General features: G+C 73.3%; 11 protein-coding genes. 6 read left to right on the top strand and 5 right to left on the bottom strand.

Translation table 11 applies throughout. The features are described from left to right. Window positions 1-31: 31 nt before the first annotated feature. On the bottom strand, window positions 32-2818 hold the full coding sequence (gene ppc, locus AB0C04_RS05380) for a phosphoenolpyruvate carboxylase (protein ID WP_350867288.1): 2787 nt from the start codon (window positions 2816-2818) through the stop codon (window positions 32-34). 129 nt (window positions 2819-2947) lie between these two features. Beyond that, window positions 2948-3985 carry a hypothetical protein gene (locus AB0C04_RS05385; protein ID WP_357048595.1) on the bottom strand — a complete coding sequence of 346 codons (1038 nt, stop codon included), beginning with the start codon at window positions 3983-3985 and terminating at the stop codon, window positions 2948-2950. 83 nt (window positions 3986-4068) lie between these two features. Here AB0C04_RS05385 and AB0C04_RS05390 point away from each other — a divergent pair, with 83 nt between their 5' ends. Next, window positions 4069-5109: a S66 peptidase family protein gene (locus AB0C04_RS05390; RefSeq protein WP_357048598.1), complete on the top strand. Its 1041-nt coding sequence runs from the start codon at window positions 4069-4071 to the stop codon at window positions 5107-5109. A 294-nt stretch (window positions 5110-5403) separates the two neighbouring features. Here the strand turns inward: AB0C04_RS05390 and AB0C04_RS05395 are convergent, their stop codons facing one another. Next, window positions 5404-6324, bottom strand: coding sequence for a cyclase family protein (locus AB0C04_RS05395; protein ID WP_357048601.1), 921 nt, complete (start codon window positions 6322-6324; stop codon window positions 5404-5406). Between the two features lie 583 nt (window positions 6325-6907). Here AB0C04_RS05395 and mfd point away from each other — a divergent pair. The 4 genes from mfd to AB0C04_RS05415 all read left to right on the top strand — a co-directional run bounded on the left by mfd (window position 6908) and on the right by AB0C04_RS05415 (window position 14315). Continuing rightward, the gene (gene mfd, locus AB0C04_RS05400; RefSeq protein WP_357048604.1) at window positions 6908-10594 is read left to right on the top strand and encodes a transcription-repair coupling factor; all 3687 of its coding nucleotides are present in this window, start codon (window positions 6908-6910) and stop codon (window positions 10592-10594) included. A 171-nt stretch (window positions 10595-10765) separates the two neighbouring features. Continuing rightward, window positions 10766-11596, top strand: coding sequence for a hypothetical protein (locus AB0C04_RS05405; protein ID WP_357048607.1), 831 nt, complete (start codon window positions 10766-10768; stop codon window positions 11594-11596). A 1-nt stretch (window position 11597) separates the two neighbouring features. Next, window positions 11598-12593, top strand: a complete 996-nt coding sequence (locus AB0C04_RS05410) for a nucleoside triphosphate pyrophosphohydrolase (RefSeq protein WP_357048610.1) — start codon at window positions 11598-11600, stop codon at window positions 12591-12593. A 102-nt stretch (window positions 12594-12695) separates the two neighbouring features. After that, on the top strand, window positions 12696-14315 hold the full coding sequence (locus AB0C04_RS05415; protein WP_357048613.1) for a DUF885 domain-containing protein: 1620 nt from the start codon (window positions 12696-12698) through the stop codon (window positions 14313-14315). Between the two features lie 69 nt (window positions 14316-14384). On the opposite strand, the gene nudC is transcribed toward AB0C04_RS05415, so the two are convergent. Then, window positions 14385-15215: an NAD(+) diphosphatase gene (nudC, locus tag AB0C04_RS05420; RefSeq protein WP_357048616.1), complete on the bottom strand. Its 831-nt coding sequence runs from the start codon at window positions 15213-15215 to the stop codon at window positions 14385-14387. Further along, window positions 15212-15904 (bottom strand): hypothetical protein, encoded by a 693-nt coding sequence (locus AB0C04_RS05425; protein WP_357048619.1) that lies wholly within the window; start codon window positions 15902-15904, stop codon window positions 15212-15214. The genes nudC and AB0C04_RS05425 overlap by 4 nt, the downstream gene beginning before the upstream one ends. Window positions 15905-16152: 248 nt before the next feature. Here AB0C04_RS05425 and eno point away from each other — a divergent pair, with 248 nt between their 5' ends. Next, window positions 16153-17436 carry a phosphopyruvate hydratase gene (gene eno / locus AB0C04_RS05430; RefSeq protein ID WP_357048622.1) on the top strand — a complete coding sequence of 428 codons (1284 nt, stop codon included), beginning with the start codon at window positions 16153-16155 and terminating at the stop codon, window positions 17434-17436. Window positions 17437-17449 lie beyond the last annotated feature (13 nt).

The raw sequence follows: 17449 nt of genomic DNA on the forward strand, positions 1-17449 counted from the left end.
GGCTGCCGCTCACTCGTGTGCCGGGGGCGGGTCAGCCGGTGTTGCGCATCCCGGCGGCGATGCCGTTGACCGTGGTGAGCAGGGCGCGCTCCAGCGCCGTACCGTCGCTCGGCGCCCGGCGGCCGCCCGGCGCGGTGGCCACCGCCCGACCCGCCGCGCCGGACTCCCGGTACTGCCGCAGCAGCGCCACCTGAAGGTGGTGCAGCGGCTCCAGGTAGGTGTCGCGCACCGCGAGGGTGCGCTGCAGGACCGGGGAGTTCTCCAGCAGCGCGGGGGAGGCGGTCACCGCCAGCACCTCGCGCTTGGTCAGCTCGTACTCCTGCTCGATCTGGTGGAAGATCGGGTGCAGCGCCTTGGGCACCAGCGTCTCGACGTAACGGCGGGCGATGCTCAGGTCGGTCTTGGTGAGCATCATCTCCACGTTGGAGAGGAACGTCCGGAAGAAGTGCCAGTTCCGGTGCATCTCGGCCAGCACGTCCGCCAGCCCGGCCTCGCGGGCCGCGGCCAGCCCGGAGCCCACGCCGAACCAACCGGGCACGATCTGCCGGGTCTGCGTCCAGCCGAACACCCACGGGATGGCCCGCAGCCCGGCCAGGCCGGCGCCGGTGTTGGGCCGCTTCGCCGGGCGCGAACCGATGTTCAGCGCGCCGAGCAGCTCGGTCGGGGTGGACGCCCAGAAGTACGCGGGCAGGTCCGGGTCCTCGACCAACGAGCGGTACGAGCGGTACGCCGAGTCGGAGACCACCTCCATCGCGGCGTCCCAGCGCTCCAGCAGCTCGGCGGGCTGCCGGGGTGCGGTGTGCAGCAGGGTGGCCTGGAGCACCGCGGCCAGGGTCAGCTCCAGGTTCTCCCGGGCCAGCGACGGCAGGGTGTACTTGTCGGAGATCACCTCGCCCTGCTCGGTCACCTTGATCGCGCCGTCCAGCGTGCCGTACGGCTGGGCCAGGATCGCCTCGTGCGTCGGCCCGCCGCCGCGTCCCACCGTGCCGCCCCGGCCGTGGAAGAGCCGCAGGTGCACCCCGTGCCGGGCGGCCACGTCACGCAGCGCGCGCTGCGCCCGGTGGATCGACCACTGGCTGGTGGTGATGCCCGCCTCCTTGTTGGAGTCGGAGTAGCCGAGCATGACCTCCTGCACGTCGCCCCGGGCCGCGACCAGCGCCCGGTACGCCGGCAGGGAGAGCAGCTCGTCCAGCAGCTCGCCGCCCGCGTTGAGCTCGGCCGGGGTCTCCAGCAGCGGGACGAAACCGATCCGGGCCCGACCGGTGTGCACGTCGACCAGCCCGGCCTCCCGGGCGAGCACCACCGCGGCGAGCACGTCGTCCACGCCGAGGGTCATCGAGATGATGTACGACTCGATCACCTCGGCGCCGAACCGGTCCTGCGCCTCCCGGATGGTGCCGAACACGTCGAACGTCTTGCGGGCCGACTCGGTGAGCGGAGTGTCCACGGTGGAGAGCGGGCGGCGGCCGGTCAGCTCGTCGGCGAGGAGCTTGGTCCGCTCCAGCCGGGTCAGCGCCGGGTAGTCGGAGACCTCGCCGACGGCCGCGTAGAGCTGAGCCAGCACCTCGTGGTGCTTCTCGGCGTGCTCCCGGACGTCCATGGTGGCCAGGTGCAGGCCGAACGCGGAGACCGTCCGGATGGTGGAGGCCAGTCGGCCGACCGCGGTGAGCTGGCCGGAGTTGCGGGCCAGTGAGGCGCGCAGCAGCTCCAGGTCGGCGATCAGCTCGGCCGAGCCCCGGTAGTCGCGACCGGGCACATGCGCGGTGCCCTGGCGCAGCCGCTGCCGGGTGTTGGTCAGCTTCGCCTTCACGCAGCGCGCCTTGAGCCGGTAGGGCTCCTCGGCGTTCACCCGGCGGAACCGGGGCGCCACCTCGGGCAGCGCGTCCAGGTCGGCCGCGAGGCTGGCCGAGAGGTCCAACGACACCCCGCGCAGCCGGCGGGAGACGGAGACCTCGTTGATCAGGTGGTCCATCGCCTTCTCGGTGGCCGCGATGCCGTGCTCGTGCTGGATGCTCAACACGTCACGGGTCACCGTCGGGGTGACGAACGGGTTGCCGTCCCGGTCACCGCCGATCCAGGTGCCGAAGCTCAACGGCCGGGCCGTCGGCGAGGTCTCCACGCCGAGGGTGCGCAGCGTGTCGGCGAGGTCGTCAAGGACCTGCGGGGCGGCCTCGGCGTAGAGGTCGCGCAGGTAGTAGATGGCGTTGCGCGCCTCGTCGGTCGGGTCCGGCCGGTCCAGCCGCAGCTCGTCGGTCTGCCACATCAGGTCGAGCAGCTCGGCCAGCCGCCGGTTCGCCGGCCCCTCGTCGCTGGCGCCGTAGAGGATCGCGTTCGCGGTCTCGGCGTCCAGCTCGTCGGCGATCGCCCGCAGCTTCGACAGGATCGAGCGGCGGGCCGCCTCGGTCGGGTGGGCGGTGAAGACCGGTCGGACCGCCAGCCGGCGGGCCACCGCGGCGATCTCCTCGGCCGGCACCCCGCGTTCGGCGATCATCTTGGCCGCCTGGTCGAGCCAGCCGCCGTGCACCGCCCGACGGCGGCGCAGGTCGCGGGCCCGGTGCACCTGCTCGGTGATGTTGGCCAGGTGGAAGTAGGTGGAGAAGGCCCGGGCCAGCTTGGTGCCGGTGGTGACGTCGAGCGTGCCGAGCCGCTGGGCGGCGGTCGGGGCGTCGGACCGGACCAGCGCGCGGATCTCCTCGACCAGGTCGAGCAGGGGGCGGCCCTCCTGGCGGGCCAGGGTCTGCCCGAGCAGGGTGCCGAGGCGGCGGATGTCGGCCCGCAGTGCGGCGTCGGGGCCGTCGTGGTCGTGCTGGTCGGTCACGATGCGCTCCTTACGTGGATACGAAGGACAGCGCTGTCCGACTCCCTGGATGGTATCCGCGCTGACCCCGACGGCAGGAGGGGCCCCGGAAGATCCACTCTCCGTCCAGCGGCGTTTTCCGGCGTGATCTCAGCCACCCTGGTCGGTCGTTGGCGAGCGGGGCGGCCCGGCGCGGCGGCCGCGGACCAGGCTCGCGGCGACCAGACCGACCCCGCCGACCAGCGCCCAGAGCGCGAGCAGGATGGCCGGCCAGCCGGCCGACCACCAGTCGAAGTAGACCGCGGACTTGGTCAGGTCGTTGGCCAACCCGGGGATGTTCCAGCGGTGCATCGTGCGTAGCCAGCCGGGCAGGAACTCCGGGGCGAAGATGCCGCCGGAGCCCGGGTTGCCGAGCACCACCAGGAGCAGGATGACCAGCGCGGTGCCGGCGATGCCGAGCCAGCCCTGGATGGCGCTGGCGATCATCGCGGCGGCGAGGACGGCCAGCGCGCCGACGGCGGCGATCGTCAGCACCTCGTCGTTCCAGATCCCCAGGCCCGGCCCCACCACGAGCGAGCCGGCGACGCCGAGCAGCACGCTGTAGACGGCGAGCGCGGCGATCCGCAGCCCCGCCCGGCGGGGCGAACGCGGGGTGGTTCCGGAGGCGATCCCCAGCACGGTCGAGGCGAGATAGCCGCCGAGCACGTACCCGACGTTCAGGTAGAAGGGCACCACGCCGCGTGGGTCGACCGACACGACCGGCACCTCGTCGGTGATCTTCAGCGGGGTGCCGGCGCGCTGGGCGGCGGCGCGGAGCACCTCGGTGATCGCCCCGGTGGCGCTCGGCCCGGACGCGCTGGCGATGGTGAGCAGCAAACCCTCCGGGTTGGCGGTGAGCACCCCGTACACCTGGCGGTTCTTCAGGCCGTCCTCGGCGGCGCCCGGGTCGTCGTACTCGACCGGTTTGATGATGTCGGTCTGGCCGCGCACGGCGGCCAAGACCTCCTCGGCGCGCTGGTCGCCGAGGGCGAAGCCGACCGGCAGGTCCCGCGGGGTGGGCTGGTGCAGCGCGCCGACGTAGGCCGCGATGAACGCGGTGGCCAGCGCGAGGGTGCCGAGCAACAGACCGGCGGTACGCGCCAGTGAGTCGCGCGCCCGCACGTCCCGCGCCTCCCGCGCCTGGTCCACGCCGCCAGCCTAGGGCTGGTTCAGCGGCATTTGAGGTGATTCGCCGGGCGGAAACCGGTTGGCCGGTCCGCTAGCTTCTGATCATGGTGACGTTGCGCTACCCCCCGAAGCCGCGCCCCGGTGACCGGGTCGCGGTGGTCTCGCCCTCCGCCGGCCTGCCGGCCATCTTCCCGCACGTCCACGAGCTGGGGCTGCACCGGCTGCGCGAGGAGTTCGGCCTGGAACCGGTCGAGTACCCGACCACCCGGGTGCTCGGCGCCGACCCCCGGGACCGGGCGCGGGATCTCACCGCCGCGTTCGCCGACCCGTCGATCACGGCCGTGCTGGCGACCGTCGGCGGAGACGATTTGATCACCGTCACCCCGCACCTCGACGACGCGGTGCTGCGGGCGAACCCGAAGCCGTACTTCGGCTACTCGGACAACACCAACGTGCTCAACCACCTGTACCGGCTCGGCATCGTCGGCTACCACGGCGGGTCCGTCCTGGTGCACCTCGGCCGGTCGGGCGCACCGCACCCGTCGACCTTCGACTCGCTGCGTGCGGCGCTCTTCACCGCCGGCTGGTACGACCTCAGCCCGGCCACCGAGTGGGGCGACGAACCCCGCGACTGGCGGGACCCGGCCACCCTCTCCGACGAGCCGGTGATGTTCCCCGGGGCCGGCTGGCACTGGCAGGGGCCGGCGACCGTGGTGCAGGGCCGCACCTGGGGCGGCAACCTGGAGATCCTGCACTGGCTGATGGCGACCGACCGGGTGCCGTCGGCGGCGGAGCTGGCCGGCTCGGTGCTGATCTTCGAGACCTCCGAGGAGCTCCCGTCCGCCACCGAGGTCTTCCGGATCGTGCGGAACATGGGGGAGCGGGGGCTGCTCGCCGCCTTCCCGGCGGTGCTCGTCGGCCGGGCCAAGGCCTGGGACTTCGACCGCCCGCATACCCTCGACCAGCGGCGCGCCTGGGCGGACGACCAGCGCGCGGCCGTCAGCCGGGCGCTCGCCGACTACGCCGACGACCCGGTCGTGGTCTTCGACGTCGACCTCGGTCACACCGACCCGCAGTTGATCATCCCGTACGGCGGAGAGGTCCGGGTCGACGCCGTCGAGCGCCGGATCTCGGTGCGCTACTGAATCCCGTCCGTACCGGCGGCCGCCACCGGAGTCGGGTCGCCGCCCGGCCGCCGGGCGTCCTGTGGCCGCCGATGTCTCGTGGCCGCCCGATGTCTCGTGGCCGCCCGATGTCCGGTGGCCCGCCCGGCGTCCGGTGGCCGCCGCTGTCCCGTGGCCGCCGGCGGTGGGAGACCGCACTATCGGCGACCTGGTGATGATCTCGGTCGGCGGTCGGCGGTCGGCGGTCGGCGGTGGGCCGGCCGGCGGTCGGGCGGTCGGTCGTCGGCCCCGGCCTCCTGCGTCAACGAGGCGAGGTCAGGTGTCCAGGACGGCGAAGGCCCGGACCGGGAAGGTGCCCATGCCCGCGACCAGCGGCGGCGCGGCGGTGAACCGGAAGCCGTCCGGGGGCAGAGCACCCAGGCCGGTCAGGTGCTCCACGATCGGGATCCCGGCGGCCAGCAGAGCGCTGTGCGCGGGGCGCTCGCCAGCCGCCGCCGGACTCATGTCGTCGATGTTGATCGAGTCGATGCCGACCAGCGCCGCGCCCGCGTCGGCCAGCGCCCGGGCCGCGTCCCCGGTCAGGTACGGCGCCTCCGGAGCGCCGTACCGGTCGGTGCCGAAGTGCGCGTCCCACCCGGTCTGCAACAGCACCGCGCGACCGGCCACGTCGTACGGGGCGAGCATCAGTCGGTCCACCGCCCGGGTGCCGGTCGGAATCCGGACCACGATGCCGGGCAGGTCGGCGAGCCGGTCCAGTGGTAGCCCGGACAGGTCGGCCCCGTCGGCCCAACGGTGCGCCGGTGAGTCCAGGTAGGTGCCGGTGTTGGCAATCATGTCGACCCGGGTCACCTGGAACTCGGTGCCCGGGGCGTAGTTCGCGCGGGACGCCTCGCGGCTCAGCCACTCGGTGATCCGCGGCCCCGGCCAGCCGGGCAGGGTGGTCATCCCGTCCCGGATCACGTGGCTCAACTCGACCAGCCGTCGACCGGCGACGCCGCCGGGCTGGCCACCGGCGACGCCGCGCCCGCCCTTGTGCGGCTCCTGGATCAGCGTCTTGTTGCTGATCCGTACCTCGCCGACCATCAGCAGGCCGAGGTGCCGGACCAGCAGCGCGGCCAAGTCCTCGTCGCTGATCTCCCGGCCCGGTATGTCCAGCCGGAACCCCTCGGTCCGTAGCCCGCCACCGTTGGCGAAGCTGACCTCCGCATCGAACTGTGCCCGCCACTCCTCACTCATCTCCGAACCCGATCACGCCAGCCGGAGCCGGTCAAGATCCACCGAGCCGAGCCGAGCCGAGCCGGTCCGAGCCGAGCCGAGCCGGCCCGAGCCGAGCCGGCCCGAGCCGAGCCGGTCCGAGCCGAGCCGGTCCGAGCCGAGCCGGCCCGAACCGAGTCGGTCCGAGCCGAGCCGATCCGAGCCGGGGGTCGGGCTGAGCCGAGCCGGGCCGGGGATCGGGCCGAGCCGGGTCGAGCCGGGCCGGGGGCCGGGTCGGGGCGCGGCTGGCCTGGCCAGGCCAAGATCTACACAGTTTCCGGGAAACAGTGGTGTCGCGGCCTGTCGGAGGCCCCAACTTCACGGAAGTTGTGCGGATCTTGGGCGCGGGGCGCGGGGCGCGGGGCGCGGGGCGCGGGGCGCGGGGCGCGGGGCGCGGGGCGCGGGGCGCGGGGCGCGGGGCGCGGGGCGCGGGGCGCGCGGGCGTGGCCTGGGCGGGAAGGGGGTGGGTGTCGGCCGGCGGAGATAGGCTGGCAGACGTGCACCCCCCGTCCGGCCGGACGCGGGGGATCTGTCGTGTGCACCGACTCCCCTGGAAGTGATTCGCATGCTCACCGGACTCTTCTCCGCCGCGCTGGCCGACCCCGGGCTGGCCCGGGCGCGTGACCTGGCGCGCACCGGTGCCGCGCAGGTCGACGGGCTCGACATCACCGCCCCGCCGGCGCTGCGTCCCTTCGCGGTCGCCGCCGTCGCCGCGGACGCCGCCGAGGCCGGCGGACCAGGCGGTGCCGGGCAAACAGGCGGTGCGCCGCAGGGTGGCGCGCGACAGGGTGGCGCGGGGCGGCCGGTGCTCGCGGTCACCGCGACGACCCGGGAGGCCGACGACCTGGCCGCCGCGCTGGGCAGCCTGCTGCCGTCCGAGCAGGTGGCGGTCTACCCGTCCTGGGAGACGCTGCCGCACGAGCGGCTCTCGCCCCGGTCGGACACGGTCGGCCGGCGGCTCGCCGTGCTGCGCCGCCTCGCGCACCCGGAGTCGGTCGACGCGCACGGCCGTACCGGTCCGCTGCGGGTGGTCGTGGCCCCGGTGCGCTCGCTGCTGCAACCGCAGCTCAAGGGCCTCGGCGACCTGGAGCCGGTGCAGCTCGCGGCCGGTGAGGAGGCCGACCTGGAAGAGGTCGCCCGCCGGTTGACCGACATGGCGTACGCCCGGGTCGACCTGGTCACCAAGCGCGGCGAGTTCGCCGTCCGCGGCGGCATCCTCGACGTCTTCCCGCCCACCGACGAGCACCCGTCGCGGGTCGAGTTCTGGGGCGACGAGGTGGAGGAGATCCGTACCTTCGCCGTCGCCGACCAGCGGACCATCGAGCAGGTCGCCCAGCTCTGGGCGCCGCCCTGCCGCGAGCTGCTGCTCACCCCCGAGGTGCGCGAGCGGGCCGCGGCGCTCGGGGAGCAGCACCCGGAGCTGCTCGAGATCCTGGACAAGCTCGCCGAAGGCATCCCGGTCGAGGGGATGGAGTCGCTGGTTCCGGCGCTGCTCGGCGACGAGAGCCTGGAGCTGCTGCTGGACACCATGCCGGCCGGCACCCACGTACTCCTCTGCGACCCGGAGCGGATCCGCACCCGGGCCCACGACCTGGTCCGTACCTCGGAGGAGTTTCTCCAGGCCAGCTGGGCCGCGGCCGCGGTCGGCGGCCAGGCCCCGGTCGACCTGGGCGCCGCCGCCTTCCGCAGCCTCGCCGAGGTACGCGCGGCGGCCGGCAAGCTGGGCCAGCCGTGGTGGACGCTCTCCCCGTTCGGCCTGGCCGAGCCGGCGGCCACCGCGGCGCGTCAGCCCTGGGAGGACGAGCCGGAGGCGGTCAGCGTCACCCCGGACGACGCGATCGCGGTGTCGCTAGCCGCCCAGCCGGCGCCGCTCTACCACGGCGAGACCGCCCGGGTGGTCGACGACCTGAAGCGCTGGGCCGGCGAGGGCTGGTCGATCGCGCTGGTCTTCGAGGGGCACGGCCCGGCCCAGCGCGCCGTCGAGGTGCTGCGCGACGCGGGGCTGGGCGCCCGGCTGACCGAGACCGTGCCGGTCGCGCCCGACGCGGGCGAGGTGCTGGTCACCTGCGGCTCGCTGGGCGCCGGCTTCGTCGACGAGTCGTCCCGGTTCGTGCTGCTCACCGGCAACGACATCACCGGTGGGCGGGGCACCTCGACCCGCGACATGCGCAAGATGCCGAGCCGGCGGCGCAACACCATCGATCCGCTGGAGCTGAAGGCCGGCGACCACGTGGTGCACGAGCAGCACGGCATTGGCCGGTACGTCGAGCTGGTGCAGCGCACGGTCAACGGCGCCTCCCGGGAGTACCTGGTCATCGAGTACGCCCCCAGCAAGCGCGGCCAGCCCGGCGACCGGCTCTTCGTCCCCACCGACCAGCTCGACCAGCTCAGCCGGTACGTCGGCGGCGAGCAGCCGACCCTGCACAAGATGGGCGGCTCGGACTGGCAGAAGTCGAAGGCCCGGGCCCGCAAGGCGGTCCGCGAGATCGCCGCGCAGCTGATCCAGCTCTACGCCGCCCGCAAGGCGTCCAAGGGGCACTCGTTCGGCCCGGACACCCCGTGGCAGCGTGAGCTGGAGGACGCGTTCCCCTGGCAGGAGACGCCCGACCAGCTCGCCGCCATCGAAGAGGTCAAGCGGGACATGGAGCAGACCGTCCCGATGGACCGGCTGATCTGCGGCGACGTCGGCTACGGCAAGACCGAGATCGCGGTGCGGGCTGCGTTCAAGGCCGTCCAGGACGGCAAGCAGGTGGCCGTGCTGGTGCCGACCACGCTCCTGGTGCAGCAGCACTACAACACGTTCGCCGAGCGGATGGGTCAGTTCCCGGTGACGATCCGGCAGCTGTCGCGGTTCCAGACGCCGAAGGAGGCCGAGCAGGCCCTGACGATGGCGGCCGAGGGCACCGCCGACATCGTCATCGGCACCCACCGGCTGCTCCAGGCCGCCACCCGGTTCAAGTCGCTCGGGCTGGTCATCGTCGACGAGGAGCAGCGGTTCGGCGTCGAGCACAAGGAGCACCTGAAGTCCATGCGTGCCTCGGTCGACGTGCTGAGCATGTCGGCCACCCCGATCCCGCGGACGCTGGAGATGGCGATCACCGGCATCCGGGAGATGTCCACCATCGCCACCCCGCCAGAGGAGCGGCACCCGGTGCTCACCGCCGTCGGGGCGTACGACGATCGGCAGGTGGCCGCCGCCATCCACCGGGAGCTGCTCCGCGACGGGCAGGTCTTCTACCTGCACAACCGGGTGGAGTCGATCGATCGGGCGGCCCGGCGGATCCGCGAGCTGGTGCCCGAGGCGCGGGTCGCGGTGGCGCACGGCCAGATGGGTGAGGAGGCGCTCGAGAAGGTCATGGTCGGCTTCTGGGAGAAGGAGTTCGACGTACTGGTCTGCACCACGATCGTGGAGTCCGGCATCGACATTCCGAACGCCAACACGCTCATCGTCGAGCGCGCCGATCTGCTCGGCCTGTCCCAGCTGCACCAGATCCGTGGCCGGGTGGGCCGGGGCCGGGAGCGGGCGTACGCGTACTTCCTCTACCCGGCGGACAAGCCGCTCACCGAGAACGCGCACGAGCGACTGGCCACCATCGCGCAGCACACCGAGCTGGGCGCCGGCATGTACGTGGCGATGAAGGACCTGGAGATCCGGGGCGCCGGCAACCTGCTCGGCGGCGAGCAGTCCGGGCACATCGAGGGCGTCGGCTTCGACCTCTACGTGCGGATGGTCGGCGAGGCGGTGCAGGCGTTCAAGGGTGAGCGTCCGGAGGAGGAGGTCGACGTCAAGATCGACCTGCCGGTCGACGCGCACCTGCCGCACGACTACGTCGCGGTGGAACGGCTGCGACTGGAGATGTACCGCAAGCTCGCCGAGGCGCGCGACGACGACCGGCTGCGCGAGGTGGTCGCCGAGATGACCGACCGGTACGGCGAGCCGCCGGCGCCGGTGCAGAACCTGGTCGCGGTGGCCCGGTTCCGGCTGCTCGCCCGCCGGTACGGCCTCACCGACGTCTCGATGCAGGGCAAGCACCTGCGCTTCGGTCCGCTGCCGCTGCCCGACTCGAAGCAGCTGCGGCTCAAGCGCTACCACCCGGACTCGGTCTACAAGCAGGCCACCGACCAGGTGAGCGTGCCGCGGCCGAGCACCCGTCGGATCGGCGGCGAGCCGCTGCGCGACCAGGCCCTGCTGGAGTGGTGCGCCCAGCTGCTCACCGACGTCCTGGGCCAACCCGCCCTGGCCACCGCCTGACGCCCGGCGCCTGACGCCGGCGCCCGGCGCCCGGCGTTGATCATGAAGTTATTGCCCGGCGAGCCGGCGTGTCGCGGCTACAGCTTCATGATCACCGAAGTGGGGTGCCGGGCGGCGGGGCCAGGGTGGGGGGCGTCACAGGCGGGGTTGCGGCATGAGAGAGTGGCGGTCATGCGTGCTCGCCGTTTGATCGCCGCCGCCAGCCTCGCGGCCCTCGGTGCCCTCTCCCTCGCCGCCTGCGGGAAGTCCGCCCCCGACGTCGCCGCGTACGTCGGTGACACCAGTTGGTCGACCAAACGGGTGGACGCGGTCTACGACGACGCGCAGGCGAAGTTCGGGGAGGCGGTGCGCCTCGAGGCAGCTCAGGCTGGTGTCAGCCCGTCGCCGGAGCAGCTTCGCTCCACTGTGACGCGTCAGGACGTGCTGAACCTGCTGGTCAGCCTGGAGCTGGGCAAGCGGGTGGTGGCCGCCAAGAACCTCCAGGTGCCCGACGCGGTCAGCCCGGAGCAGCTCCAGCAGAGCCTGCGGGTACCCGCCACGGCCGAGTACACCAAGCTCTGGGGCGAGTGGATCGACGTCTCCCAGGCGCTCAGCCAGCAGCTCCCGCCGGCCGACCTCAGCGACGACTCGATGATGGCCGTCTACCAGGCGATCGCCAAGACTGGGGCGATCGACAGCGGGCTCTCAGTCGCCGAGGTCCGGCAGGCGTTCGGCGACGGCGGCTTCGTTCGCGCCGCCTCGGCGCTCAGCACCGCGCTTCAGGAAGAGGCCAGCCGGGCGGACGCCTCGATCAACCCGCGCTACCGTCCGGTCGGCGTGCCCTCCGTGGTCAGCTCCGGCCAGTCGCTGATCTTCTACTCGCTGCCATACATCAACCGGGACGGCCCGGTCACCGACATCTCCACCCCGGAGCCGGTCCCGTCGGCGGGGCCCAGCGGCGAGGCGGTGCCCAGCGACGAGGCCGCGGCCAGCGACGAGGCGACGGCCGGCACGGAAAGCTGAGATGTCGGCACGGATCGTCCTGCTGGTCACCTCGCCCCGGCTGCCGGCCGGGCTGCTGACCGCGGCCGCCTGGGACGTCGTACGGTCCGCGCCGGTGCTCACCGGTGCGGAGAGCGAGCTGACCGTGGCCGTGCGCGCGGCGGGCGCCGAGGTCACGGTGGTGGACGGCCCGGCGACGCAGGCGTTGCTGGACGCGGTGGCGGCGCACGGCACCGCGGTCTGGCTGGCCGGGCCGGCGGGTGACGAGTCGCTCGCCCGGGAGCTGGGGCTGCGGTTGGCCCGGGAGCCGGGCCTGGCCGAGCTGGAGCTGATGTACGGCTCGTGGGATCCGCCCGGCGCCCGGCTGCTCGACGCGGTGGCGGTGCTCGATCGGCTGGCCTCGCCGGGCGGTGACCCGTGGAAGCGGGCGCAGACGCACCAGAGCCTCGCCGGCTTCCTGCTGGAGGAGTGCTACGAGGCGTACGACGCGATCAGCGCCGGGGACACCGACGCGCTGCGCGAGGAGTTGGGCGACGTGCTGCTCCAGGTGGTGCTGCACGCCCGGCTCGCCGAGGAGCTGCCCGAGGGCGAGCGGTGGAACGTCGACGACGTGGCCGGCGGGCTGGTCGACAAGATGATCCGGCGCAATCCGCACGTCTTCGCCGGGGCGGAGGTGGGCACGCTGGACGAGATCACCGCCAACTGGGAGCGGATCAAGCGGGCCGAGAAGGCGCGGGGTTCGGTGCTCGACGGCATCGCGTTGAGCCAGCCCGCGCTGGCCCTGGCCGCGAAGATCCTGGAGCGCGCCGGACGGGTCGGCCTGGCCGTGCCGCCACCGTTGGCGGAGTCCCAGGTGGATCCGGAGGCCCGGCTCGGCGCCGGCCTGCTGGCCACGGTCGCCGCCGCCCGCGAGGCCGACCTCGACCCCGAGGCGGCTCTCCGCCGTGCCGCCCTCGCCTACGCCGACGCCGTCCGCGCCGCCGAATCCCCACCCCCCGACCCGCAACCCGACCAGTAGATCGATCATGAACGTGTCGCCCGGACACGCCGGTGTTCCTGGCAACAACTCATGATCAACGTGTGCCGGGCGACCAGGTGGTGGGGCCGGTAGGGTCGGTGGGTGGAATCGTTCGTGCCGCTCGCTGAGCGGATTGTTGAGGCGTTGCTGGAGAGCCGGCCCGGGCTGGCCACGTCGGCCGGCGACCACCGCTACGACGACCGGCTGCCCGACTTCTCCCCGGACGGGCGCGCCGCCGACCGAGCCATGCTCACCGACGCGGCCAACGCGCTCTCCGAGCTGGACCCGGAGGCGTTGGAGGTCGAGGAGCAGGTCGACCACGCGCTGCTCAGCGCCCTGGTCGACCGGGAGATGTTCGAGTTGACCGAGATCCGTGGCTACGAGTGGGATCCGCTGCGGCACAACCCCGGCCCGCTGCTGCACGCGCTGGTCGCCCGCCCGTACGCCCCGGCCGAGGTGCGGCTGACCCAGCTGGCCGGGCGGCTCGCGGCCGTGCCGGACGCGCTGGCGATCGCCCGCGGGACGCTGCGCGACATGCCCCGGATCCACGCCGAGACGGCGGTTGGGCAGTTCACCGGCGCCGCCGCGCTGATCCGCGACGAGGTACCGGCGCTGCTCGCTCAGGTCCCTGCGCTGCACGGTCTGGTCGAGCCGGCCGCCACCGCCGCGATCGCCGCGCTGGAGGAGTTCGTCGCCTGGCTGCGGATCGGGCTGGCCACCGATGCCGGCCCGGGGCGTGATCCGCGCCTGGGCCGGCGTCGCTGGGAGGCTCGGCTCTGGCACACCCTCGACACCGAGCTGGGCGCACCGGAGATCCGCCGCCGCGCCTGGGCCAACCTCGACCGGGTCACCGCGGAGATCCGGGAGGCGGCGGTCGAGCTGGTCGGTGGCCCGGCCGACGACGAGACGGTCCGCCGCGCGCTGAACCTGCTCGCGGCCGAGCACCCGGACGACCACACCATCGTCGACCTGGCCGGCGTGACCCTGGACGAGGCGACCGACTTCGTCCGCGCCCACGACCTGGTGACCCTGCTCGACGACCCGTGTGTGATCCAGGAGATGCCCGCGTTCGCCCGGGGCGTGGCCGTCGCCTACTGCGACTCACCCGGCCCGCTGGAGACCGCGGACGTGCCGACCTTCTACTGCATCGCGCCCACCCCGGCGGAGTGGCCGGCACACCGGGTCGAGTCGTTCTACCGCGAGTACAACGACCACATGATCCGCAACCTGACCGTGCACGAGGCGATGCCCGGGCACTTCCTCCAGCTCGCGCACGCCCGTCGGTACGCCGGCGGCACCCGGGTGCGGGCGCTGGCCAGGTCCGGCCCGTTCATCGAGGGCTGGGCGGTCTACGCGGAGGAGCTGATGGCCGGGCTCGGCTTCGGTGGCCTGCCGGTGCGGTTGCAGCAGCTCAAGATGCAGCTGCGGATGACCATCAATGCGTTGCTCGACCAGCTGGTGCACTGCGAGGAGCTGCCCGAGGCCGAGGCGATGGCGCTGATGACCGAGCGCGGGTTCCAGGAGGAGGGCGAGGCGGCGGGCAAGTGGCGCCGGGCGCTGCTCACCTCGACCCAGCTCTCCACGTACTTCGTCGGCTACAGCGAGGTCGCCGAGATCGCCGCGGCCCGGCCGGACGGGGTGTCGGTGCGCGAGTGGCACGACGCGATGCTCGCGCACGACTGCCCGCCCCCGCGCCACCTGCGCACCCTGCTCGGTCTCTGACCGTCACCCGTCGGCCGGGTCGCCACCCTCGGCCGGGCCGCCGGTCGGACCGGCCGCGAAGCCGGGGGATCAGCGCCGAGCGCCCGTCGCGGTCGCGTCGATCAGCCAGCGGGAGATGGAGTACGCGGGCGGCAGCTCGGCCGGCAGCGCGTCCAGCGGGAACCAGCGGGCCTGCACCAGCTCCCGCCCGTCCACGACCGGCTCGGCGGCCGGGTCGGCGGCGGTGGCGGTGAAGCCGGTGAGCAGCACCCCCGGGCCGGACATCGCCCACGGCTGACTGCCGAAGTAGGTCAGCCCGTCGACGGTCAGCCCGACCTCCTCGCCGACCTCCCGGTGCACGGCGGCCTCCAGCGTCTCGCCCGCCTCGACGAACCCGGCGACCAGCGCCCAGAGTTCCGTCGGCCCGTACGAGTGCCGGACCAGCAGCAGCTCGTCGGGGCGGCCGGCGGCTCCGGGTCGGGTGATCGCGACCAGCACCGCGGGGGAGAGCCGCATCGGCACGTAGAGGCCGCAGTCGGGGCAGCGGCGGGCGGACTCCCCGGGCACGTCGGCCAGCTCGGCCCGGCAGGCCCCGCACCAACGGTGGCTGTGCCGCCAGGTCACCACCTGCAACGCCCGCCCGGCGAGCGCGGCCAGCGGCTCGGGCAGCTCGGCCGCGAGCCTCCGCCAGCTGACCCAGCGGCCGGCACCGGCCTTGCTCCGGCCGGCGGCCCAGACCGGCACGTCGTCGAGCGTGCCGATCGGCACCCAGTCGTGATCGCCGGGCAGGTCGGCGATCCGGTTCAACCGCCCGTCCGGGCCGAGCAGCAGCTTGCGGCCGGCCACCAGCAGCGCGGGATGATCCGGTCCGGGTGGCCCGGGATGTCCCGCGCCGGGCACGAAGCGGGAACCGTCGGTCACGAGGTGGTCGTACGCCGGTCCACCACGCCGGCCCCGGACGGCAGGTCGAAGGCGGCGCCGTCGACGGTGTCGGAGTAGCGGCTCAGCGTCAGCTCCATCGGCTTGCCGTCGACCTCGCCGGTGAAGCTGCCGAGCACTCCCTCGGTGGTCATGCAGGCGGAGAAGTCACCGGCCGCCTGTTCGACATCCATGCAGGTGGCGTGGTGTCCGGCCAGGGTGGTGTCGCTCTGCTCGATGACCGCCTCCGGGTCGAGCGCGGCGGTGGTCAGCATCCCCACGACCACCGGTGGGGTGACCAGGCCACGCCGCTTGGCCTCGGCGAAGACCGTCACGGCGGGCTTGCTGCCGGGCGCCGGGGGCGGCACCAGCGTGCAGATGGTCCTGCCGCCGGTCGCCTCGCACTGGGCGGTGGCGTCGGCGGTGACGGTGAGCCTGCCACCCGGGTAGCGGTAGGCGGAGCGGGCCGGGTCCTGCGCCTGCGCGATGGAGGCGGTCTGCCCGCCCGGGAGCTGGTAGTCGGCCGAGTAGGTCAGCTCCAGCGACCGGTCCAGCCGGGCGGCGAAGTCGTTGACCAGATCGGCCCGCCCGATCGACCGTCCGGCATCGTCGAGGGCCTGACAGCCGGTAACTGTGAGCGACGCGATGACCGACACGGCGAGCATGCGGAGGGTGGTCGAGGCGGCGGGCATGCCGCCCAGCCTGATAGATCGGGTCCGTGCTACGCAAACCCGTTGCCGGTTGGCGCCCGAGAATCCGGGAATGTCCGGGTAAGCCGCCGCCGAGGGCAGGTCTCGGGCCGGGCCGCGGCCGACCGGACGGGCCTCGTGCGCGCCCGGACGGCCCGCGCCCGAGCGCCGCCCGATACGCTGCGTTCAACACCTGCCTCAGCCGCACCGTCGCGGCTCGCACCGGAAACACACATACGAGGAGCGACTCAGTGGCAACCATCGAGGGAATCGTCGCCCGGGAGATTCTCGACTCGCGGGGCAACCCCACCGTCGAGGTCGAGGTCGGCCTGGACGACGGCACGGTGGCCCGCGCCGCGGTGCCCTCCGGCGCCTCCACCGGCGCTTTCGAGGCGATCGAGCTGCGCGACGGTGACGCCGACCGCTACCAGGGCAAGGGCGTCGAGAAGGCGGTCTCGAACGTCGAGGACCGGATCGTCGACCAGATCATCGGCTACGAGGCCAGCGAGCAGCGCCTGATCGACCAGAAGATGCTCGACATCGACGGCACCGACACCAAGTCCGAGCTGGGCGCGAACGCCATCCTGGGGGTCTCCCTCGCGGTGGCGAAGGCGGCGGCCGGCAGCGCCGAGCTGAGCCTCTTCCGCTACCTGGGTGGCCCGAACGCGCACCTGCTGCCGGTGCCGATGATGAACATCCTCAACGGTGGCGCGCACGCGGACTCCAACGTCGACATCCAGGAGTTCATGATCGCGCCGATCGGCGCGCCCAGCTTCCGCGAGGCGCTCCGCTCCGGCGCCGAGGTCTACCACGCGCTGAAGTCGGTGCTGAAGAAGAAGGACCTCTCGACCGGCCTGGGTGACGAGGGCGGCTTCGCGCCGAACCTGCCCACCAACTCCGCGGCGCTGGACCTGATCGCCGAGGCGGTCGAGAAGGCCGGCTACCGGCTCGGCACCGACATCGTCTTCGCGCTCGACGTGGCGGCGACGGAGTTCTTCGACAACGGCACCTACACCTTCGAGGGCGCCGCGAAGTCCGCCGAGGAGATGAGCAACTACTACACCAAGCTGGCGGGTGACTACCCGATCGTGTCGATCGAGGACCCGCTGGCGGAGGACGACTGGACCGGCTGGCAGACGCTGACCGCGTCGATCGGTGACCGGGTCCAGATCGTCGGCGACGACCTCTTCGTCACCAACCCGCAGCGCATCGCCCGTGGCATCGCCGAGAAGGCCGCGAACGCGGTGCTGGTGAAGGTCAACCAGATCGGCTCGCTCACCGAGACCCTGGACGCGGTGGACCTGGCCCACCGGGCCGGCTTCAAGTGCATGATGAGCCACCGCTCGGGCGAGACCGAGGACACCACCATCGCCGACCTCGCGGTGGCCACCGGCTGCGGCCAGATCAAGACCGGCGCCCCGGCCCGTTCGGATCGGGTGGCGAAGTACAACCAGCTCCTGCGGATCGAGGAGGAACTGGCCGACGCGGCGCGGTACGCCGGTGCGGGCGCCTTCCCGCGCTACCGTTCGGCCTGAGAGCGCGAAGCCT

Origin of the sequence: Micromonospora sp. NPDC048909, assembly GCF_040649635.1 — a bacterium.
In the GTDB taxonomy this organism is placed as follows: Bacteria; Actinomycetota; Actinomycetes; order Mycobacteriales; family Micromonosporaceae; genus Micromonospora.